Genomic DNA, 22,176 nt, shown 5'->3' on the forward strand with positions numbered 1-22,176 from the left:
CTTTCTCAAAGTTAATTTGTTAATACATTGTATTCAACTAACCTAAAAAAAATATGGTTTTGGGCGCATAAAAAACCCCCTTACATGACAGTAAGGAGGTTAATAAAATAAGATTATCTTGCTTCTTTACGTTTTTTTGCAATATCTGCAGTCGCAGTAAATAGAACATCTGAAGAAGAGTTAAGAGCAGTTTCACAAGAATCCTGTAAAACCCCAATGATGAATCCTACACCAACAACTTGCATAGCTATGTCATTTGAAATTCCAAATAAGCTACATGCAAGTGGAATCAGTAGAAGAGATCCTCCAGCAACACCAGAAGCGCCCGCAGCAGAAACTGCAGATACTACCATTAAAATAATGGCTGTCCATAAATCTACTTCAATTCCTAATGTATGTGCAGCAGATAGGGTTAAAACTGAAATTGTAACAGCGGCACCTGCCATATTAATTGTTGCACCTAAAGGAATTGACACTGAATATGTATCTTCCTCTAAACCTAATTTCTTACATAGTGTAAGATTTACAGGAATATTTGCTGCTGAACTACGTGTGAAGAATGCTGTCAAACCACTTTCTCTTAATGTTCTTAAAACAAGAGGATACGGATTTGAACGAGTATAAACAAATGTAATTATTGGATTGATGACTAACGCGACAAAGAACATACATCCTAGTAGCAGTGTAAGTAGTTGTCCGTATTCAAGTAATGATGAAAGGCCATTTGTAGAAATTGCATCAAAGACAAGACCCATAATACCGATTGGAGCTAAATCAATTACCCATTTTACGATTTGTGTTATAGCATCAGATAGGTTTGAAATAACGGTTTTCGTTGTATCTGCTGCACCTTTTAATACTAAGCCAAGTATGATAGCCCATGTTAGGATACCAATATAATTTGCATTCATTAACGCATTTACTGGATTGTCAACAATGTTAAATAATAAAGTCTTGAGTACTTCCATTATTCCACCAGGTGGAGTTAAATCTTCTACACCTGAAGTAAGTGTTAATGAAACAGGGAATAGGAAGCTTGCAACGACACCAACTACTCCTGCTAAAAATGTACCGATTGCATAAAGACCTAAAATACTTTTCATGTTTGTCTTTTTGCCACTCTTATGGTTAGAGATAGCATTTGTCACTAATAATAATACTAAAATTGGTGCAACTGCTTTTAGCGCACCTACAAATAAGGACCCAAAAATAGAAACCCCTTTGGCTGAATCAGGAATAGTAACGGCTAATAAAACCCCGAAAATAATCCCTATTAATATCCTTAGAACTAAACTAAATTTGTTCCATTTAAGTATAATGTTTCTCATGTTTTCCCCCCGAAGTTGATCCTGACATATACTAGTTGAATGTACAATTGTATTACTGTGATGGACAATAGTTTATCACGGTTATTTAAAATAGGGAATATCTATGGAATAATTTTTATTTTCTGAAGATAATAATTAATTCCCATAAAAAAGAATGTTGAGAAATAATATTCTCAACATCCTCATTAATTATAGACTATCAATGAAACGTTTTATTCTCTTTACTGCTTCTTGAAGTTGTTCAAGTGAGGTTGCGTAAGAACAACGGATATGCCCTTCTCCGCTTTCACCAAAAACATCTCCTGGTACTACAGCGACGCCTTCTTTAAGTAGTAGCTGTTCAGCAAATTCCTGAGAGTTTAATCCAGTAGATTTAATAGATGGGAATGCATAGAAAGCACCACCAGGATTATGACATTCTAATCCAATTTCATTAAATGATTGCACAATATAATTTCTGCGGCGGCGATAACTTTTTACCATTTCATCTACTTCAGGACGCCCATTTTTCAAAGCTTCAATTGCAGCATATTGCGCCATTGTGGAAGCACACATTAATGCATATTGGTGTACTTTTAGCATGGCATTTGAGATTTCTGGAGTTGAACATACAAAACCAAGTCTCCAACCTGTCATCGCAAAGCCTTTAGAGAAACCTGAAACTAAAATTGTACGTTCCTTCATTCCTTCAATCGCTGCCATACTTGTGTATTCTTCGTCATAAGCGAGTTCTGCGTAAATTTCATCTGCAACAATTAATAAATCATATTTTTTAGCTAAATGAGCGATATCTTCAAGTTCATGTTTACTAAGCATTGTACCAGTTGGGTTATTCGGAGAACATAACATGATTGCTTTTGTTTTTTCTGAAATAACTGCTTCAAGTTGATCAGGTAGTATTTTAAAGTCATTTTCCTTTAATGCTTGAACTTGAACAGCAACACCGCCAGCTAGTTCAACCATTGGAACATAGGCAACGAAACATGGCTCAACTACGATAACTTCATCGCCCGGGTCTAAAATTGTTCTCATTGCAATATCAATAGCAGAGCTGGCACCTACAGTAACAATGATTTCTTCTTTCGGAGAATACTCTACATCGAATTGGCTTTTCATATAATAGGCAATTTCTTCTCGTAGCTCAAGTAAACCAGCATTTGGTGTGTAAGAAGTATAGCCTTGTTCCAAGGAGCTAATTGCAGATTCACGTACATGCCAAGGGGTAACAAAGTCAGGTTCTCCTACACCTAAAGAAATAACCCCTTCCATGCCTGCAGCTAGGTCAAAGAAACGTCGAATGCCGGATGGTTTTAAATCGTTAACTAGTTTTGAAACATACGTGCTTTTCGTCGATTTCATTATGGTGACACCACAATTCTTTTGTCTTTATTATCTGGTTCAAAAATGATCCCGTCATGCTTGTATTTTTTAAGAATAAAGTGAGTTGTTGTAGAAAGTACTGAATCAAGTGTTGACAGTTTCTGAGATACAAAGTTTGCTACTTCGTTCATTGATTTAGCTTCCACAATTACCGATAAGTCGTAAGTACCTGACATTAAATAAACAGAATTTACTTCATCGAAACGATAAATTCTTTCAGCGATTTCATCAAATCCAACACCGCGTTTTGGCGTTACTTTTACATCGATCATAGCACGAACGCCTGGGTGCTCCTCAACTTTCGTCCAATCGACAATCGAGATGTATTTTACAATTACTTTGTTTTCTTCAAGTCTTTTTATGGACTCTTTCGTTTCTTCCACGCTTAGCTCAACCATCTTTGCAATATCTTCGACTGCGACACGTGAGTCTTTTTCTAGAATCTCAACTATTTCCATTTCTTTTGCAGTTAATTTCAACTTAAAAGACCTCCAAATATTTATATATTTTATTATAGCCAAAACTAGCGCCATTTCTATGATTGTAACTGTGATTTTATAGGAGCTCAAGATGTTTTATTAGAAATTGAGAATTGTCGAATTTTGAAGAAAAAACAATCCGTTACTAGAAAGAAATTGATGCATTGATTAAAGAGAATGTAGATTACTATTTCTAAGTTAATTTCTTAATTTTTACAAAATTTAATACAATCAAAATTGTTTTTTTCAAAATTTACAAAAGCTTTACATAGACACAGAAGAAAATTTACACTGCGAGTTTATTCTACAGTTAAGACAAAAAACGACATAGAAGTTTCAAACCAAATTTCTCGGAGGTAACGAATGAACATTTTAACAAAAGTCAAAATGGGGTTATTGATGTTTTCTTTGTTAGCTTTGTTATCATCATGTTCAAGTAATGGTGATAGTAGTACACAAGCATCTGGCAACAATGGTTCAACAATAGCTATATCAGGGTCTACATCTGTAGGTCCACTTGCTGAAAAATTAGCGGCAAAATACTCAGAGCAAGATAATGCAAACATTGAGATAAATCAAATTGGTTCTTCGGCAGGAATTACAAATGCCATCAATGGAGTGTCAGAAATCGGTATGTCCTCGAGGGATTTAAAAGAAGAAGAACAAGCAAGTGGGTTACAAGAAGTGGTAATCGCATACGATGGAATTGTCGTTGTAACACATCCAACAAATCAGGTGAAAAATCTTACGTTGGAGCAAGTGAAACAAATCTTCACTGGCGAAGTGACGAATTGGAAAGAGCTTGGTGGAGATGACATGGAAATTGTAGTTGTTTCCCGTGAGGATGGATCAGGTTCTCGTGATGCTTTCCAAGAAATTGTTGATTATAGTTCGGGTGAATTAGTGAAAAGTTCCATTATAGCGAGTGGTAACGGAAACATAAAAACAACAGTTGCAAACAATAAACATGCGGTTGGGTTTATATCATTTGAATATATTGACGAAACCATTTCGACCATTGATATTAATGGTGTAAAAGCAACGGCAGAGAACGTATTGGAACAAAATTATAAATTATCAAGGCCTTTCTTATTTGTTTATAAAGAAGGGAAATTAACGGATGCAGGTCAGAATTTTATAGATTTTATTTTAAGTGAAGATGGACAACGAATAGCAGCAGAAGCAGGGGCAATCCCAGTAAAGTAAGAAGACAAAACAATTTTAATATATAACGTGGAGGAAAACAAAAGTGTCTATCCAAACAAACAGCGTAGAGATTGGTAAGGCGAATAAGAGAAAGTATTTTTTAGAGAAAGTATCATCAAGAGTTTTCTTGATTTGTGCACTTCTCTCCGTCATCAGTTTATTGTTAATCATTGGATTTGTATTTTATAAAGGATCACATCCATTTTTAGTCGAGGGCTATAGCTTTATAGATTTTATCTTTGGTACGGATTGGGTACCGAGTGAAGATAAGTTCGGTATTTTCCCAATGATAGTTGCTTCAATTTTTGCAACAATTGGAGCATTGATCATAGGTGTGCCGGTTGGTTTATTTACAGCGATTTTCTTAGCAGAAATTGCATCAAAAAGATTAGCAAAAATCATTTCTCCCGCCATCCAATTGTTGGCCGGAATTCCATCAGTATTATACGGTGTTTTTGGATTAGCAATCATTGTCCCGTTTTTACAAAATACATTTGGATTGGCAAAGGGACAAAGTTTATTAGCGGTAATACTAGTACTAGCTATTATGATGTTACCAACCATAGTAACAGTAGCAGAAACGGCAATTCGTGCTGTACCTAACACATATCGTGAAGGTTCTTTAGCACTTGGCGTATCGCAAATTGGAACCATTTTTAAAGTGGTCGTTCCAGCAGCTAAATCGGGAATCATGACGGCCATTGTATTAGGTTTAGGCCGTGCAATTGGTGAAACGATGGCGGTCATATTAGTAGCAGGAAATAGTTTAATTGTCCCTACAAGTTTAACTGACAGTGTGCGACCGCTAACGACGAATATTGCCCTTGAAATGGGTTATGCAGCAGGTACACACCAAGAGATGTTATTTGCGACAGGAATCGTTTTATTCTCGTTTATATTAATCTTAAACTTTGTATTAGCAAAAATCAGTGCGAAGGGTGGTAACTAAATTGAGACAACTGAAGGATTACGTATTACGTGGATTATTATGGCTTTCAGTTCTACTTTCTGTTGCCGTTCTGGTCATGATTGTTGGCTATATTTTCGTAAAAGGTATGAATTTGATAAGTTTCGAATTTATTTTTGGCGATTATTCACCTACTGGAGGTGGAGGAATTTGGCCAATGATTGTAACGACCATTTATACAATCATCATCTCATTAGTTATTGCTACCCCAATCGGAATACTGGCAGCATTGTATTTACAAGAATATGCAAAACAAGGTCGACTAGTAAAGTTAATTCGTTTTGCAACAGAAAGTTTAACAGGCATACCATCCATTATCTATGGGTTGTTTGGAGCGGTGTTTTTTGTCACAACATTAAAAATGGGCATGTCCATTATCGCTGCATCTCTAACCTTAACGATTATTGTTTTACCTGTAATTATTAGAACAACAGAAGAAGCATTAAAAACAGTACCACAATCTTATCGTGAAGGGTCCTTAGCTCTAGGAACAACGAAGCTACAAACTTTGTATAAAGTAATCTTACCAAGTGCAATGCCCGGTATTTTATCGGGAATTATTCTTTCCATAGGACGTATTGTTGGGGAATCTGCTGCAATCTTTTTAACAGCAGGTACTGTAGCGGCTTTACCTGAAAGTCTATTTTCATCGGCTCGAACACTAACTGTTCACTCATATTTAGTTACACAAGAGTCAGGTGATATTGAGCTAGCGGCAGCTGTTGGGATTGTATTAATAGTGATTATTTTAGGAATAAATATTTCGGCGACATTGATTTCAAAAAAACTTAACAAAGCAACCAATAAATAAGGAGTGCATTTATGAGTACCGCAGTAATGGAACGTAGTGAATCATTGGTGATGGAAGAAAATCAAACAGTAAAGGTGCAATCACAGATGGAGATAAAAAGAGAAGAGAAAGCATCAAAAATAACTGTAAAAGATTTGAACTTATTTTATGGTGAGAAACAAGCATTATATGGAGTATCTCTGAATATACGTGAAAAAGAGGTCACGGCATTAATCGGTCCTTCTGGGTGTGGTAAATCAACCTTTTTAAGAACATTAAATCGAATGAATGACCTAATCGATGGTGTGAAAATTACTGGTGATATTATGATTGACCGTGAAAATGTATACAAAAACAATGATGTAATTAAATTGCGTACAAAGGTAGGAATGGTCTTCCAAAAGCCAAATCTTTTCCCAATGTCAATTTATGATAATGTTGCTTATGGTCCTAGAATGCAAGGAATTAAAAATAAAAAAGAGCTAAATCAAATTGTAGAAGAAAGTTTAAAAGGGGCAGCCATCTGGGATGAGGTAAAAGATCGTCTTAAATCATCCGCTCTTGGTTTATCAGGTGGTCAGCAGCAAAGAGTTTGTATTGCTCGTGCAATTGCAATGAAACCAGACGTCATTCTTATGGATGAGCCTACTTCAGCACTAGACCCAATCTCAACATTAAAAGTTGAAGAATTAATAACAAATATGAAAAAAGATTATACGATTGTAATTGTAACTCACAACATGCAACAAGCTGCACGTATCTCTGATAAAACGGCATTTTTCTTAAATGGTGAAGTGGTGGAATTTGACGATACCGATACGATTTTTTCAACGCCAAGTGATCAGAGAACTGAAGACTATGTAACAGGTCGATTCGGATAAGGTGAGGGGAACAAATGGTTATTCGTGAAAACTTTGAAAATAATTTAAAAGAACTAAAAAGAAAAATCAATGAAATGGGCGAACTATCAATAGACGCCTTAGAAAAAGCTTTTACAGCTTTACAAACGCAAGATGTTGAAATTGCGTTAAAAGTAATTGAAGAAGATACTGATATTGACAATCTAGAATTGGAAATTAATCAATTTGCAGTATGGTTAATGGCAAAAGAACAACCCGTTGCGAGAGACCTACGAGTAGTTGTAGGTGTTTTAAAGATTTCGAATGGAGTTGAACGAATTGCCGATTTTGCAGTAAACATCGCAAAATCAACAATAAAAATTGGGAAAGCGAATAGTTTATTAGATTTAACAGATTTAGAGAAAATGAAAGATATCTCAATTTTAATGTTGAAAAAGTCACTTAAATCTTTCTTGGAAGAAGACATTGCTCTTGCTAAGGAAGTGAGTGACTTAGAGGATGAGGTAGACCAATATAATATTGAAACATATAAGAAACTTACTAATTATTTAAGTGAACACCCAGAAGAAACAAATCAGCTTGTACAATTACTTTTTGTAAATCGTTATATTGAACGAGTTGCAGATCATATTACAAATATCGCTGAGAGCACAGCTTTTTTAATTAAAGGGCAAATGTTTGATTTTAATCCATAGTATAAAATAAAGCCAAACTCGTTTAATTTCGGGTTTGGCTTAATTTGTCGTTTCATTCAGCATATCTAAAATACTATCAATGACAATTTCAGGCTGGTCATGATGAATGTAGTGACTACTGTTTTCTACAATCAACCTATTACTATTCGTTGATAATTGGAGTAGATTATCTTGTAATGCTTGCCAATCTTTATGTTCCTTTTCTTCCGCTCTTGATGAAAGAATTGAAATAGGAATCGTACCTAATCCTTGGTTATGAACAGGTATAAGTTGTTCTTCAGTCGTCTCCATTAGTTTTAATTCACTTTGTTGATCTGCATTATAAAAATTGCGGTATAAAAACTCCCTTGATATTTCACTCGTCATCACTGCTTCTGGAACAGGTAGTGCTCCAATCTCACCTAGAATCCTCATCACGCCTACCTTTCTTAAAGTCCCTTGAATAAATACGGATGAGTCAGTTACTTTTGGACCTTTATCAATAATCGATGAATCTAATAAAACGATTCCTACAACTTCTTTAGGATAGTCGTGTGCAAATAATTGCATAGTAAAACCACCAAAGGAATGTCCAACTAGAATATAAGGACCCTTTTCTCCTGAAACTTCTAACATTTTATGGAGATCTTGAACAATTTGCTCAGCAGTGCGATCATTATTCGCTCCTTCACTCCAGCCATAGCCAGCACGGTCGTACGAAATGACTCTCGTTATTTTTGAAAGCTCAGGTTGAATGTATTGCCAATCAGAAAAAGAGGAGGGGGTCCCTGAACCAGATTCTAATACAATCGTTGGGAGAGTTGACTTGTTTCCGGTTGCATACATATGGAGTTGGTAATCCCCAATATCTATCATTTCTCCAACAAAAGGTAATCTTTCATAACTAGAAATAGAATGATAAAGAAATATCCCCACAAATAAAAGTAAAAAAGATAATAATATTGATTTAATAATTTTTCCTATCCTCATTGTACAACACGCTCAATTCTTCTCGTTGAATAATAGGTGATTACTATAGATAGCGCGCTAAATAACAAGAACATAAGCCAAAATAATATATCTGAAATTTGGTAAAGCTCTGAATGTGACAAAGTTTTAATTATGAAAAGATTCATTGTACAATTCCATACAAAATGCCATGTAATGGAGGTCCATAAATTTTTAGTACGATAAACCATATAACCCATGATGAACCCCATAATACCGGATATTAATGTGTACAGTAGACTATTTGATAACATGGTACCCATATTAATCTTCCCTGTTGTATATTCTTTAATTATCCAAGGAATGTGCCATAATCCAAAAATAATTGACTGTAGTAAATTTGCAACCCAGAATGGCATTTTGTTTATAAAGGTTTGTATCATTAACCCTCTAAACAATCCTTCTTCCATTAATGTATTGATTAAATTGCCAATAAAAACAAAAAGAAAAATGGATAAAATTGTATATTGATTGTTAAAAGCAATAACAGGTTCAGTTTTAGTAGATAAAAGAAAAATATATTTTACGCTGTAGCACATAAGCAACGCTAAAATTGCTAGAAGAAAGGCTAAGGTTATACTCGGTTTTAAATTGATTTTACGTAGGTGAATATAATTTATGCTTTTGTTTGTGAAAATAAGAAAAAGGATGATTAGAATCAATCCGATTGTTTTCGATAAAATAATCTCCCCAATTTTTTCATCCATTTTCCATACAAAGATATCTAACAGCCGAAATAGTAAACAAACGATTAATAAGTAAAAGACTCCAAAAGATGAGGAAAGATGATTTTTTAGCGACACCGATTTACCTCCACCGTTATTTTTCTTGTACCTGTAAAGCTAGTTCTAACAATTTTTGCAACGCATCTAGTTGTTTATCGAAATCTCCTATATCTTCTTCTAGGAAGAGCGCACTAACATTTAAACCTTCCAATGTGGAAATTAATAATTTGCTTAAGTCTTCAATTGATATCGTAGGTGTAAACTCTCCATTTGCAACGCCCATCTTTAGAAGGGTAGTAAATTTATCTTTTGCCACGTGATATCGATTTTCGAGAAAAGGAACTCGATGTTTCTCCCTCCATGCAGTAACGAAATATTCATATGAAATAGGAATTAATGTATCGCGCATGTTTTTTAAATCCGCTTTTTGATGTTGTAAAAAAAGTTGAATTTGCTCCCAAATCGAATTCGAATGGTGAATCGCTAATGCTTCGTCATTTGCCTCAAACTCTAATTCGAGTAACTGTAGAAAAATTTCCTCCGTATTTGAAAAGTACATATATAATCCGCCAAAGCTTATGTTCGCTTCTTCTTTAATGTCTTTCATCGTTGTAGGTTCAAATCCCTTACGTTTAAAAACATTTTTTGCGTGTAATAAAATTTCTTTCTTTTTTTGTGTTTTATATTCATTAGATACTTTTGGTGTCATAATCCTACTCCTTCATTTTTTAAAAAGAGAACTCTCTCGCTTTATAATAACGAGAACGTTCTCTTTTTACAATGCATTTTGTAAATTTTTTCCGAGATTGTAACTGAAAGATTTTTAAATACTTTACAGATATAGTAATTAAAATAAGGTATAATTAAATTCAAAAGATTGCAAAAAATAAGAGGTGGTGTAATTGATGGAAAAAGATAAGTGCAAAGAATTATTAAACAGTATTTCAGATCAGGAGTTAATTGAACTGACCGATGTTTGGAAGCTAAAAGTAAAGGGCTTCCGGAAAATTAACAATGACAATATAAAAGTCGCAAGGAAATTAATAGTTTCAGAGGCTTTAAAGGCAAATAATTTAGCGATGATCAGTACCTTTTATAAGACGTTAGCAGAAGTACAAGAGAGGAATGAGGAGGACGATAATGATGACGTAAATGAAATTACTAATATAAGAGAGCTAAGTAATGATCAATTAATAGAAAAGTTTGAAAGTGGAGTAAAATTACATGTTATTTTGGGAGTCCTTTATACAAGTAGTGAGGGAGAACATCATAACGCTGCGGATGAATTTTTAAAAGCTATATTCCAAAAATATAATGTTCAATCGATAGATGAATTGGTGAAAAAAAATGTGGTTAAAAAAGTAGAAATTAATGATGTAGTAGAAACGAAAGAAAATATACCAACTAATGATGAGGATGAGTCGGGAAATGAGCGAGTATTAAAAAAATTAGAGTCTAAAAATCAAAATTTACAAAAACAACTCGACAATTGGGAACAGAAATTTTCGAAATTAAAGAAAGAATACAAAGATGAAAAACAAACGTGGATTAAAGAGAAGTTTCAATTGTTACAAGATATAGCAAAGGAGAAATCGAACTATGAGAAAACCAAAAGCGATATTGAGAAGCTTAAGACGAATCAGCAAACCTTGGAGGAAGAGATAAAAAAATATAAAAAAGAAATTGCTCATTTGCATGCAAGGTTAATTAATACAAATAAAGATACTACTCAAAAAGCAAAAGCAGTAGAAGAAAAGGAATTAACACAAACAACAATCAAGAAAATTTTAATTGTTGGAGACCCTAAAAACAAAATTGTAAAAGAATCTAAAAATCCTGAGTTTATTATTGTTAATCCAAAAGAAATTATTGAGTCAGAAGAGATTCCACAATTTCATGAAGTATGGATATTAGATTATCTTGTACCGATACCGTTAAAGCGAAAAATTATTAAAAAATTTGAAGGCAATGCTCGAAACTTTAGTGACTTCAATAAAGTGAAAATATTTTTAGAGAAGGGAAAAATTTAAAGTGAGCCAAAAAATATGGGATACATTTTTAATTGGAGTTTTAGATACACCTCAATATGATTATTTTTCAACATGGGATTCTGTTTTTATTAATAAACAAAACAGCTTACAGTTTAATGTGAAAATCATTTCTCGACCCCCAGATAGCTTTCCAAATGTAAAAACAGTAACATGCTTTAATTCGGATTTAGAGCCATGGGGATTTGAAGACGACTATATTGCAAGCGATGAAGTGAGAAAAGAGGATTTAAAAAATTGGCTTGATGATAAATTATTAGTATTTAAGGTTGAACGAAGAGTTCGCTACAATCACGAAGAAGTATTTAACGCGAAAGATGTTCAAGTCATACCGAAATTACCAAGTTTTCATAATGAACTTAGTTTAATTCCAGTTCCAATCTTCAGTGAACAATCGCATAATTTTGATTTTGATGAATTTCTACAAAGATTAGTTAGTAAAAAGTTTATAGGTAGAATAGATGGGATATCTCATGAATCAGATGATACACCTTCCTTTATTCTTTGGAAAGAAACATACGACGATGATGATCACTACAAACTATTCGGAGAGTTTGAAAAACATCAATATGCATTTGGTGGTTTTAGCTTTGAACTTAGCAGTGAATTAAAAGGAGTAGAGTTTTCAACTGCTTGGTTAGAAGAATGCTATTTTATTAATGGAGTAGAAGATATTATTTTCATCCCACTATCAATTTATCAGGAAATATCTGATGTGATGAAAGATAGCAAAGAACTTCCTGAAACTCTAACAGTGGAAAAAAGTAGCGTTGAGGATTCTGATAAGAAGTTGATTGAACACGAACCAGTTACGATTCACGTAGAATCTTCTTCTGTTTCACATGAACTTCAAATGAACGAAACATCTTCAGAACAATTAGAAGAACTCGAATTCCTTGAATCATTTTATACGCAAACGAAAGAAACAAGGTTATGCTACACTCGAGAAGATTTAATTAATTTCCATACTGCAATGAAGTCTTCTACATTAGTTATTTTATCTGGGATGAGTGGTACGGGGAAAAGTAAATTGGTAGATTCTTATAGTCAAGCACTAGGTTTAAAAGGCGAACAATATACTGTGATTCCTGTGAACCCTTCATGGACATCTGACTCAGATTTAATTGGTTATGCGGATACAATGCATATGGTGTACAGACCAGGCGACTCAGGATTAATTAACGCCTTGAAAAAAGCAGAAAGTCACCCGGATAAACTATTCTTAATATGTTTTGATGAAATGAATTTAGCAAGAGTAGAACATTATTTCTCTCAATTCTTATCCATTTTAGAAATGGAACAGGGGAAAAGGATTTTGCGACTTTACAATGATGATTTAGAAAATCGATTATATAACTCAGCGCAATATCCACCAACCATTTTAATTCAAGACAATGTTTTGTTTGTAGGGACAGTTAATATTGATGAATCTACATATCATTTTAGTGACAAAGTGTTGGATCGCTCAAATGTTATTAATCTCGAAGTATTGCCTTTTACATATTTAAAGGATGTAACGGACAAAAAGAAACATAACCGAGAAGAAGTAAAGTATGAAACATATAAAAGTTTCAAAAATGACAACCGAGTTATTTCTTTATCTGATGTGGAATTAGAACTTCTTTGGGAATTACATCAACTACTCCATAAAGCAAATCGTCAAGTGGGAGTTGGACCTAGAATTGTTCGCCAAATTGATCAATATCTTGAGAACTTACCTGTACAGCAGTTCATCACTCGCAAAGATGGATTAGACCGTCAAATTGTACAGCGCGTTTTAACGAAAGTAAGAGGTTCGGATGAGCAGTTAAGAGAGGTGTTAGGTACGTATATCCAAGAAGGGGAAATCATTAATAGTAGGTTACTTAATTTACTAGGAAAATATGATGCTCTCTCTTCTTTCACAAAAAGCAAAGAAATTATCGAGCAAAAAGCAAAAGAGTTGAAGTTATATGGTTATTCATACTAATCAATTAGGTTTTACCGTTGAATTTATTCAGAAGTACAAAGATGGGGAACAAGAATCTATCCGCGTAAAACATTTTGTAAGGGATTTCAAAGAATGGGATGAACAATTATATCCATATACTATCATTAGAGAGAACTTAAATTTAGAATTAAAATTTGGCTGTGAAAATACCAGAGCTACATTGTCGATGGATGGCTTAGATATTTTAAAAGATAGAAAAGTTGAGTACGATGAATTTAACAATGCTTATATTCATCCGGGTGCTTTGACATTGTTTGAGCATGGTTCAGAAATCAACTATTACCCCTATATTCCAGGAATCTATTGCCTTACTGTTACAATTGAGGGAGAAAACTATTATTCCTTTATTAAAGTAATATCGAATCGTTTATCAGATGAGCAACTAAACACGATGCGAAATGAAGTAGAAAATCAATTAAAAGGTTTAGCATATGATGTTGTAAGGAAACAAAATATCGCTCAAGAACTGAATATTGATTTAACTCTGTTTCAGCATTTTAAAGTTTTAGACTTTTACTATGATGATTTAACTATGATATTTATGGATTTATCGAATAAAGTACGTTTCACCTTAAAAAGGGATTATGCTCTTCAATCAATTGAAAAACCATCCCATGTTGATGCAGTATCTATTCAATATCAACTTAAACATCCAGAGTCCACAACTTACTTAAAGACCCGTAAAAACTTGGTCAATTATGATTTACCTGAAAATCGGTTGTTGAAACGAATCGTAAAAAAATGGTCACTGATAACGTTGGATTTTTTGCAACAAGTTGAATATAACATTAATCAATATCAAAAAGGTGAGGATCTTTTTTCATCCTATGTATCACGGAATAGAAGAAAAAGTTTATTAACACAGCTTGAAAACTATCGACAAACCGCATTTCGTCTAAAGGCGATGTTAGATAGATTCCAACTAAATTATTGGTTTAAGGAAGTTTCAGATATCACTAGTTCCTCTATACCGGATAAGATGCATATGGATGTACGGTACAATAAATTATTAAAAATCCATCGATATATAACTACATCTGAGCGGGATGTTGCTTTGCATCCTGCTTGGAAATCTCATTGGAAACGTACTGATCAATTATATGAAATTTGGTGCTTTTTTAAAGTAATAGACTACTTTAAGTCAAAAAACTATCAATTTACAAATGCGCCTAAATGGTTTTTTGGCGAAATGGATGAAACGATTGATAACTTATTTGTCATTCCTACGATTCCGGCCGGAGCCAACTTTGAACTGGAAAAAGGCAACATGCAGTTTAAAGTGTTTTATGATGAAACGGTTCCAAAAACACAACAAGAAACGGAAAATGCAAAGCCAATCTATACAACCGGAGATAACAATAAACCCGATATCAGAATTGACCTCTTTATTCAGGGGGTCTACATCGGAAGTATTATTCTAGATTCGAAGTATAGAAAACGAGATGTATTAATGGATTCAAAAAATCAGTTGATTAGTTATGCTGATCATATTCGTTCACCTTTTATTTATAATAAGAAACGGTGGGAGAGAATTCGTCCAGTTCATCGGGTGATTGTCCTTTACCCAGACAAATATAATACGTATGGAATAGATTATTTGAATGATAAAAGTATTAATTTAGTACCATTAACTCCACAATCAACTAAAGCTCATTTTGAACAAATGCTTGAAGACTTAATAAACGAGATGATTTTAGATGCTGAGGAAGCTGGGGTAATCCTGAATAGAAACTAGTATACAAAAACCGTTTATCACGATTTGATTATCGGGTAAACGGTTTTATATTTTCTAGGAAATTATATTCCTAAAGAATAAAAAATTAAGGGTTAGGTTTATGAGTGTGATAATGCAAGTATTAAATTAACACCCTATGTGTAGCGTAGTGAAAGTAGGTGAACGACAAATCATAGTAAAAACGATAAGGAAATGGTCTTCATAAGGGAGATGAACGCCAAAACTTAGTAAAAGCCATGAGGAAATATTCTTCATAAGAGAGATGAACGCCAAAACTTAGTAAAAGCCATGAGGAAATGGTCTTCATAAGGGAGATGAACGCCAAAAACTTAGTGAAAATAATAAAAAAACATCGATAACTGAGCAAAAAAATCCTAACTCCTCAAATCTAGAGTTAGGATCGATCTTCAATTATAGCTGATTTAAAATTGCATTCTTCACTTCTTCAAGCGTTGCGGTTCCACCTAAGTCACCAGTTTTTACGCCTGTAGCTAAAGTGTTCTCAATGGCATTTAAAACTTTTGTTCCAGTGTCTTGATGCCCTAAGAAATCAAGCATCATTTTACCTGTCCAAATTTGGCCAATTGGGTTGGCAATTCCTTTTCCTGCAATATCAGGAGCAGAGCCATGAACTGGTTCAAACATGGAAGGGAATTCTCTTTCGATATTTAAGTTAGCAGCTGGGGCAATTCCGATACTTCCCATAATGGCGCCACCTAGATCCGTTAAAATATCTCCAAATAAATTAGAAGCAACAATAACATCAAATGCATGAGGCTTCATCACAAAGAATGCAGCTAATGCATCGATATGATTTACAGCAGTATCGATGTCTGGATAGTCCTTTTTCACCTCATCAAATATTTCATCCCAAAACGGCATGGAATAAGTAAGACCATTTGATTTAGTAGCACTTGTTACATGTTGACGTGAGTTTTTTGCTAATTCAAAGGCATAACGCATAGCACGTTCTGTACCTTTTCTAGTAAAGATTGCGTTTTGAATCGCGATTTCGTCTGCACCTTGATGAATTCGACCACCACTATCGGAATATTCACCTTCTGAATTTTCGCGGACAACGGTAATATCAAAGTTTTGCGGATTTCTCAATGGTGATTGAAGTCCTTTTAATAGTTTTGCAGGGCGAACATTGATCGATTGTTTCAGTTCTCGACGGATTTTAATCAGTAGGCCCCAAAGTGAAATATGGTCCGGAACAAGTTCAGGCATTCCGACAGCACCTAAAAAGACTTGATCAAACTGTTTTAACGTCTCAATCCCGTCTTCTGGCATCATTTCGCCATGCTCTAGATAATAATCACATCCCCATGGAAAGTAGGTCCATTCAAATTGAAAGCCCCCGTCAAGTTTCGCCACATAATCTAACACTTCGATTGCTGCAGGGACAACTTCTTTCCCAATACCATCTCCAGGGATTACTGCAATTTTATATGTTTTCATTCCAAAACTTCCTTTGTATTGAATTTTCAATCTATTAAAATATAACTTAATTCTGCTATTAAAAATACTATTTTTAATGAACAAAAAATTTGATGATTTTTAATTTGTAAGTATTTAGTTATACTAATAATCAGTCAATGATCTTATGAGGTGATTATTTGAAAAGTAATGAATTGAAGTGGGCACTCGCTATCCTTTTAATTATTATGCTAGCATACATCCTTCCATATACAATGTTAACTGATGTGGCAAAATGGTATGGTAGCTTTTTAATATGGACAGTGCTGGCATGTATTGTAATTGGGATTAATTTTTTTCTAACAAAAGATTGGAAGTGAAGTTATGACAACATCTATGGTCTGGTGGGGAATTATTATTTACATCCTCATAGCTTTGTTTATTGCCTATTTATCTAGAAGCGGTAAGCAAACGAACATGGGGAGTTACTTTCTAGGCGATCGAAAAATGGGTGGGATTGTGTCTGCCCTTAGTTATAGTGCTACAACCTATAGTGCTTTTATGTTAGTAGGATTAGCAGGATTAACTTATAATGGTGGCGTTGGTGCACTCGGTTTTGAATTAATTTATTTAATGGGAGTATCCCTTGTTGCATTCTTTGGACCAAGATTTTGGGTAGTGGGGAAGAAATATGGTTATATTACCCCATCTGAAATGTTAGGGGATCGCTATAATAATAAAAATGTAGCTTTAGTCGTTTCTATCACAAGTTGTATTTTTTTAATCCCTTATAGTGCAGTACAACTTTCAGGGGTAGGTTATTTATTACAAGGCATGACGAATAATGAAATTTCCTATTCTACAGGCGTAATTATTGCTACAGTTGTTGCGATTGTATTTTCCTATATTGCAGGGATTCGTTCTGTTGCATGGACGGATTCATTACAAGCTGTTTTTATGATCATCACTTCAACGGTTGTCGTACTTATGCTTGTTCATAGCTTGGGCGGGTTTAGTGAATTTTTTGGCTCTATTGAAACAACGAAACCAGAGCATTTATCAGTACCGGGAAACGGCTTTTGGAGTTTTGCAACATTTCTTGGCATGACGATACCTTGGTTCTTTTTTAGTTTATCCAATCCACAGGTTAGTCAGAGATTGTATATGCCAGCCTCTTTAAAGAGTTTACGGATAATGCTTATGGGTTTTATGATATTCGGATTAATTTATACACTTGTAGCAGTTATTTGGGGTTTTTCAGCAGTTGTGATGTTTCCAAATTTAGAAAAAGCTGATTTAGCAACTCCAATGGTCCTATCTTCTGAAGCAGTACCACCGATTTTAGGTGTAATCGTGATGGTCGGAATCATGGCTGCAGCAATCTCCACAATTGATTCAATCTTGCTTACTCTTTCATCTTTATTTGCGCGAGATGTTTATAGTCAGTTCAGGAAAAATTCAACCGACGAAATGCAATTACGAGTTGGTAAAATTGTTATCCCGATTATTGCAATATTAGCGTATTTATTTGCTGAATTGGAACTAGATTTAATTGCTGTTTTATCTGTTGCTTCCTCTGCAGGATTACTTGTTGTAGTACCGTCGATTATTGGTACATTCTTTTGGAAACGGGGAACGGCAGCGGGTGTGTTATCGAGTGTGATTATCAGTGGAGTTATTGTTATTGTTCTTGAGCTATTCAAATTAAAACCATTAGGACTAACTTCAGGGGTATGGGGAATTTCGCTCTCAACAGTATTATTTGTTGTTGTAAGTTTAATGACAAAGGCGCCTGAAGAAAAAGCCAATGAATTTTTAAATAATGTTAAAATAGAATTGAATAAATTTAAATAATTGAAGCCCGGAAATCATAAATGGATTTTCGGGCATTTATGTGCTAATTAAATTGACTTTGCATGACGTACTAGTGATATAGCCGTACTATTAATTTCTTCGATTGCTGCATTTAATTCTTCTGTTAATGATGCTTGTGTTTGTGTCATGTCTGACATTGTGTCAATATGTACAAGAATTTCATCAACAAGTGACGTCATTTCATTTAAACTACTTTCAATTTTTACTGTAGCATCTGCACTTCCTAAAGCTAATTTTCGTACTTCGTTTGCTACAACTCCAAATCCTTGTCCCTGTTCTCCTGCGCGGGCTGCTTCAATGGATGCATTTAAACCTAAAAGATTAGTCTGGTCAGCAATGCCTTTTATGAAGTTAGAAATATTCCTTGTTTCATTAGTTGTTGATTTTACTTTTTTTGCAGCGACAGTAGAATGTTCTTGGGCTGAAGCTAATTCTTGAGCATGGGCAGTAACCGATTCAATTCCTTGAGTCATTTCCTCAATCGCTGTAGAAAGTTGACCAATCTGATTAATAATTGAATCTACAGCTTCACTCTTATTCTTTTCGAAAGTGATATCTCGAATTGTGCCTGCTACACGTAGGGGAACCCCATTCGGATTACGTGCTGCTTCACCACGGGCTCTGAACCATCGAAAAGTACCATCTTTCTTTTTAAGTCGATATTCGATGTCGAATGTACTTCTTCCGGAATAGTCATTTAAATAATCTACCAGTGCTTGAACGGACTTTTCTTGATCTTCTGGATGTAGGCTATCACTCCAACTACTTAAAACATTTGGAAAATCCGTCTCATCTTTATAGCCTAGCACTTTCCTAAATTGATTTGACCACCAAAACGCATTGTTGGGATTAACAGGATCTCCTTGTACTACTTCCATATCCCAAGGAGCTTCCTCCAATACAAGCATCATTAAATCATAACGAGTTACTAAACTGTCTAGCTGTTCATTTTCTAATTTTTTTTCATGAATATCAAATAGAGCACCAACTACACGTAAAGGGACTCCATTTTTATCACGTAATGTTGTGCCAGTTGCTTGGAACCATCTATACTCGCCATCTTTCCTACGAAGACGGTACTCAATATTATAAGGGGTTCTTCCTGAATGGTCGTTTAAATGGTCAGCAAAGGCTTGAATTACCCATTCTTGTTCTTCTGGATGAATTTTAGAAGCCCAGCTACTAAGCACATTTGGAAAGTCGTTCTCATCCCGATAACCTAGCATTCTTCTAATTTCATCAGACCAAATAAACTCATTATGGGGATTAACCGGGTCACCTGCGATAACGGTCATATCCCATAATCCAACTTGAATTGCCTTTGTAACTAAATTTAAGCGAATTTCTGTATTTTCTTTCGAGGAATATGTATTTTGTATAGCAAAATTAAAATTATCTAGAATTTCCTTTACAATTTCGTTGGTATTTTCTAATTCGAATGGTGTTACATGATTTTCTTGAATTGCCTTTTTTAGCTCTCGGCTTTGTTCTAACAAGTAATCTAACTGTTTCTTTGATGGATCTTTAAAAAACATTATTATTTTCTCCTCTCTATTTTAAATAATAAAAGTTTGGTCCATTTATTGAAAAAAGGATAAATTCTAGAAAAACTTATTATGTAAAATATTCATGTTATCACTATCCGAAGTAAAATTTTTCTTTAGTTAATACTCTTTTTTCTTCAGTCTGAGTCTATCACCAGGAAATTACTTAAGCAATAGTAATATAAACACATTGTATTATTCGCCAGTAATATGATGTAGATACTTATACCTATTTGTCGTAAGTTTTTAATATGGAGTTTGATGGTTGGTAAGATGTATCTAGACAAAAAAATTAAAATACGAAAATAGTTTTATATTCGTAAAAAACATTACTAATTTTTTGTTTGATAAATATGGATAAATATTTAGGGGATTTCTTTATCCTGAAGTTATCGGATTAATAAAATTTACAACTGTCGAATAAAGTAGAAGAAAAGTGCGATTAAGGGGATGAGCTAATGTCCAATTACTTAAGAAGTGCTGTGTTCGAACATTCGTTTTGGCTCCATGTGTTAAGTGACCATAGCCGCTTTATTCATGATTCGCTTTATCCTTCACAAAAAGATGATATTTCAAAAGCCTCATACTTCATTAAGCATTTTGATCAACTTCGTGGGCAAGTTGATGCATTAAACGAATCAAATATTGAGACCTTTACAAATAATGTGGAAGGACTCGTTGCTCAGTTAAAACAATTTAAACTTTCACTAATAAAACGTCATTTATTAGGCCAAATGAAAATCCATTTAACTCCTACTTTTATGAATCATATGGTCAATGAATTAGAGGAATACCAGCTCATTCTTAGTTACTTAAAAGTGAAAAAGGTCCCTCCAATTTTTCACGAATTACATCATCATTTAGTTTGGTTAATAGATGCTGCTGGACACGCGGGAGCAATTAATGACCGACTTGATGGAGTAGAAAAAATGCTAAAAGAGAAAAGTCATGAATTTACAAAGCACTTTGAACAGTTTTATTTAAAGGCAGTTGAGTTAACAGGGTATTTACGGACTAATGTTAAAAGGTTCCCAGCATTGAACAAATTTAATCATGATGTCGAAGTGGAAATGGGATTGTTTAAAACATTTTTAAATGAACTTAAAGAAATGGAATTAAGCGCGGAAGTCCTTGGAACATTCTCTGCATCTATGGCAGATCATATGGCGAGGGAAGAACAGTATTATTTAATGAAATTGATGCAATCAACAAAAGCAGAATAAAGGAAAAAGCGTCTCAATCTTGAGAGACGCTTTTTATAGTTTAAGCATTAACTTTTTCAATTGTTTTTAAAACTTCTTGTAATGTGTTTAATTCTTCCACGTTTAGTGGAATCATTGGTAAACGTACACCACCAACATTAACACCATTTAAGTTTAATGCAGCTTTTACTGATGTTGGATTTGGTGTAGCAAATAATATTTTCATAACTGGTAAAAGTTTGCGGTGATCACGTGCAGCTTCTTGGAATTTGCCATTTAAGAATTTTTGTATCATTGCTTGCATTTCATTCCCAATAATATGAGATGCAACAGAGATTACACCTGTTCCACCGATAGAAAGTGCTGGAATCGTTAATCCATCATCTCCGCTATACAATGAAAACTGTTCAGGTGTTTTTTCAATGATTTCAGCCATAGCATCTAAATTGCCGCTCGCTTCTTTAATCGCTACGATATTTTTAATTTCTGAAAGTCGTACAACTGTTTCAACGGAAATGTTAACAACACTGCGACCTGGAACGTTATATAAAATAATAGGTAAAACAGTACATTCCGCAATTGCTTTGAAATGTTGATAAAGTCCTTCTTGTGATGGTTTGTTATAATAAGGAGCTACAAGCATAATGCCATCAACGCCTGCACTTTCAGCTTCTTTTGTAAGTTCAATCGACGCTTTAGTGTTATAAGAACCAGTACCTGCAATAACAGGAATTCGACCGTTTACTACTTTTACTGCGAATTTAAATAGTTGGATTTTTTCTTCTTCGGATAATGTTGGTGACTCACCAGTTGTACCAGATACAACTAATCCATCAGTACCGTTTGCAATTAAGTAATTAATTAAGTTTTCAGTTGCCTGCCAATCAATTTCACCATTTTGATCAAAAGGAGTTACCATAGCAGTTAAAATTTTTCCGAAATTCAT

Annotated in this window: 20 protein-coding genes; 11 read left to right on the forward strand and 9 right to left on the reverse strand. The window is 34.2% G+C overall.

Features of this window, described 5'->3' with window-relative positions; genetic code table 11:
• Window positions 1-113: 113 nt before the first annotated feature.
• The 3 genes from sstT to CRO00_RS04920 all read right to left on the reverse strand — a co-directional run bounded on the left by sstT (window position 114) and on the right by CRO00_RS04920 (window position 3,187).
• Window positions 114-1,328 carry a serine/threonine transporter SstT gene (sstT, locus tag CRO00_RS04910; protein ID WP_097072553.1) on the reverse strand — a complete coding sequence of 405 codons (1,215 nt, stop codon included), beginning with the start codon at window positions 1,326-1,328 and terminating at the stop codon, window positions 114-116.
• Between the two features lie 189 nt (window positions 1,329-1,517).
• Window positions 1,518-2,687 (reverse strand): aminotransferase, encoded by a 1,170-nt coding sequence (locus CRO00_RS04915; RefSeq protein WP_097072554.1) that lies wholly within the window; start codon window positions 2,685-2,687, stop codon window positions 1,518-1,520.
• On the reverse strand, window positions 2,687-3,187 hold the full coding sequence (locus CRO00_RS04920; protein WP_097072555.1) for an Lrp/AsnC family transcriptional regulator: 501 nt from the start codon (window positions 3,185-3,187) through the stop codon (window positions 2,687-2,689). Before CRO00_RS04920 ends, CRO00_RS04915 begins: the two co-directional genes overlap by 1 nt.
• A gap of 363 nt (window positions 3,188-3,550) precedes the next feature.
• Between CRO00_RS04920 and CRO00_RS04925 the strand changes: the two genes are divergently transcribed.
• The 5 genes from CRO00_RS04925 (at window position 3,551) to phoU (ending at window position 7,705) form a co-directional block, all read left to right on the forward strand.
• Window positions 3,551-4,393, forward strand: a complete 843-nt coding sequence (locus CRO00_RS04925; RefSeq protein ID WP_097072556.1) for a phosphate ABC transporter substrate-binding protein — start codon at window positions 3,551-3,553, stop codon at window positions 4,391-4,393.
• Window positions 4,394-4,436: 43 nt separating this feature from the next.
• Entirely contained in the window at window positions 4,437-5,342 is a 906-nt protein-coding gene (gene pstC, locus CRO00_RS04930) for a phosphate ABC transporter permease subunit PstC (protein WP_097072557.1), read from the forward strand.
• A 1-nt stretch (window position 5,343) separates the two neighbouring features.
• Window positions 5,344-6,171, forward strand: coding sequence for a phosphate ABC transporter permease PstA (pstA, locus tag CRO00_RS04935; protein ID WP_097072558.1), 828 nt, complete (start codon window positions 5,344-5,346; stop codon window positions 6,169-6,171).
• Window positions 6,172-6,257: 86 nt separating this feature from the next.
• Complete coding sequence (gene pstB / locus CRO00_RS04940; protein WP_237658335.1) at window positions 6,258-7,031, forward strand: phosphate ABC transporter ATP-binding protein PstB; 774 nt, start codon at window positions 6,258-6,260, stop codon at window positions 7,029-7,031.
• Between the two features lie 14 nt (window positions 7,032-7,045).
• Window positions 7,046-7,705, forward strand: a complete 660-nt coding sequence (gene phoU / locus CRO00_RS04945; RefSeq protein WP_097072559.1) for a phosphate signaling complex protein PhoU — start codon at window positions 7,046-7,048, stop codon at window positions 7,703-7,705.
• A gap of 39 nt (window positions 7,706-7,744) precedes the next feature.
• Here the strand turns inward: phoU and CRO00_RS04950 are convergent, their stop codons facing one another.
• Genes CRO00_RS04950 through CRO00_RS04960 form a run of 3 tightly spaced genes read right to left on the reverse strand, consistent with a single transcriptional unit; the run spans window position 7,745 to window position 10,126 of the window.
• A complete protein-coding gene (locus CRO00_RS04950; RefSeq protein ID WP_161946616.1) occupies window positions 7,745-8,620 on the reverse strand; it encodes an alpha/beta fold hydrolase in 876 nt (291 codons plus the stop codon).
• Between the two features lie 50 nt (window positions 8,621-8,670).
• A complete protein-coding gene (locus CRO00_RS04955; protein WP_097072561.1) occupies window positions 8,671-9,495 on the reverse strand; it encodes a CPBP family intramembrane glutamic endopeptidase in 825 nt (274 codons plus the stop codon).
• A gap of 16 nt (window positions 9,496-9,511) precedes the next feature.
• Window positions 9,512-10,126, reverse strand: coding sequence for a TetR/AcrR family transcriptional regulator (locus CRO00_RS04960; RefSeq protein WP_097072562.1), 615 nt, complete (start codon window positions 10,124-10,126; stop codon window positions 9,512-9,514).
• A gap of 196 nt (window positions 10,127-10,322) precedes the next feature.
• On the opposite strand from CRO00_RS04960, the gene CRO00_RS04965 reads away from it, so the two are divergent.
• From CRO00_RS04965 to CRO00_RS04975, 3 genes are read left to right on the forward strand one after another with little or no spacing between them, the layout of a single operon-like run.
• Window positions 10,323-11,447 carry a hypothetical protein gene (locus CRO00_RS04965; protein WP_097072563.1) on the forward strand — a complete coding sequence of 375 codons (1,125 nt, stop codon included), beginning with the start codon at window positions 10,323-10,325 and terminating at the stop codon, window positions 11,445-11,447.
• A 1-nt stretch (window position 11,448) separates the two neighbouring features.
• Entirely contained in the window at window positions 11,449-13,434 is a 1,986-nt protein-coding gene (locus CRO00_RS04970) for an McrB family protein (RefSeq protein WP_097072564.1), read from the forward strand.
• A complete protein-coding gene (locus CRO00_RS04975) occupies window positions 13,418-15,190 on the forward strand; it encodes a DUF2357 domain-containing protein (RefSeq protein WP_097072565.1) in 1,773 nt (590 codons plus the stop codon). The genes CRO00_RS04970 and CRO00_RS04975 overlap by 17 nt, the downstream gene beginning before the upstream one ends.
• 411 nt (window positions 15,191-15,601) lie before the next feature.
• On the opposite strand, the gene CRO00_RS04980 is transcribed toward CRO00_RS04975, so the two are convergent.
• Window positions 15,602-16,651 (reverse strand): tartrate dehydrogenase, encoded by a 1,050-nt coding sequence (locus CRO00_RS04980; protein WP_097072566.1) that lies wholly within the window; start codon window positions 16,649-16,651, stop codon window positions 15,602-15,604.
• Window positions 16,652-16,809: 158 nt separating this feature from the next.
• Between CRO00_RS04980 and CRO00_RS04985 the strand changes: the two genes are divergently transcribed.
• The gene (locus CRO00_RS04985; protein ID WP_097072567.1) at window positions 16,810-16,989 is read left to right on the forward strand and encodes a hypothetical protein; all 180 of its coding nucleotides are present in this window, start codon (window positions 16,810-16,812) and stop codon (window positions 16,987-16,989) included.
• A gap of 4 nt (window positions 16,990-16,993) precedes the next feature.
• On the forward strand, window positions 16,994-18,463 hold the full coding sequence (locus CRO00_RS04990) for a sodium:solute symporter family protein (RefSeq protein ID WP_097072568.1): 1,470 nt from the start codon (window positions 16,994-16,996) through the stop codon (window positions 18,461-18,463).
• Window positions 18,464-18,510: 47 nt separating this feature from the next.
• On the opposite strand, the gene CRO00_RS04995 is transcribed toward CRO00_RS04990, so the two are convergent.
• Complete coding sequence (locus CRO00_RS04995; RefSeq protein WP_097072569.1) at window positions 18,511-20,019, reverse strand: methyl-accepting chemotaxis protein; 1,509 nt, start codon at window positions 20,017-20,019, stop codon at window positions 18,511-18,513.
• A 467-nt stretch (window positions 20,020-20,486) separates the two neighbouring features.
• Between CRO00_RS04995 and CRO00_RS05000 the strand changes: the two genes are divergently transcribed.
• A complete protein-coding gene (locus CRO00_RS05000; RefSeq protein WP_097072570.1) occupies window positions 20,487-21,251 on the forward strand; it encodes a DUF2935 domain-containing protein in 765 nt (254 codons plus the stop codon).
• Window positions 21,252-21,291: 40 nt separating this feature from the next.
• On the opposite strand, the gene dapA is transcribed toward CRO00_RS05000, so the two are convergent.
• Complete coding sequence (dapA, locus tag CRO00_RS05005) at window positions 21,292-22,176, reverse strand: 4-hydroxy-tetrahydrodipicolinate synthase (protein ID WP_097072571.1); 885 nt, start codon at window positions 22,174-22,176, stop codon at window positions 21,292-21,294.

It is taken from the genome of Ureibacillus xyleni (assembly GCF_900217795.1).
GTDB classification, from domain to species: Bacteria; Bacillota; Bacilli; order Bacillales_A; family Planococcaceae; genus Ureibacillus; species Ureibacillus xyleni.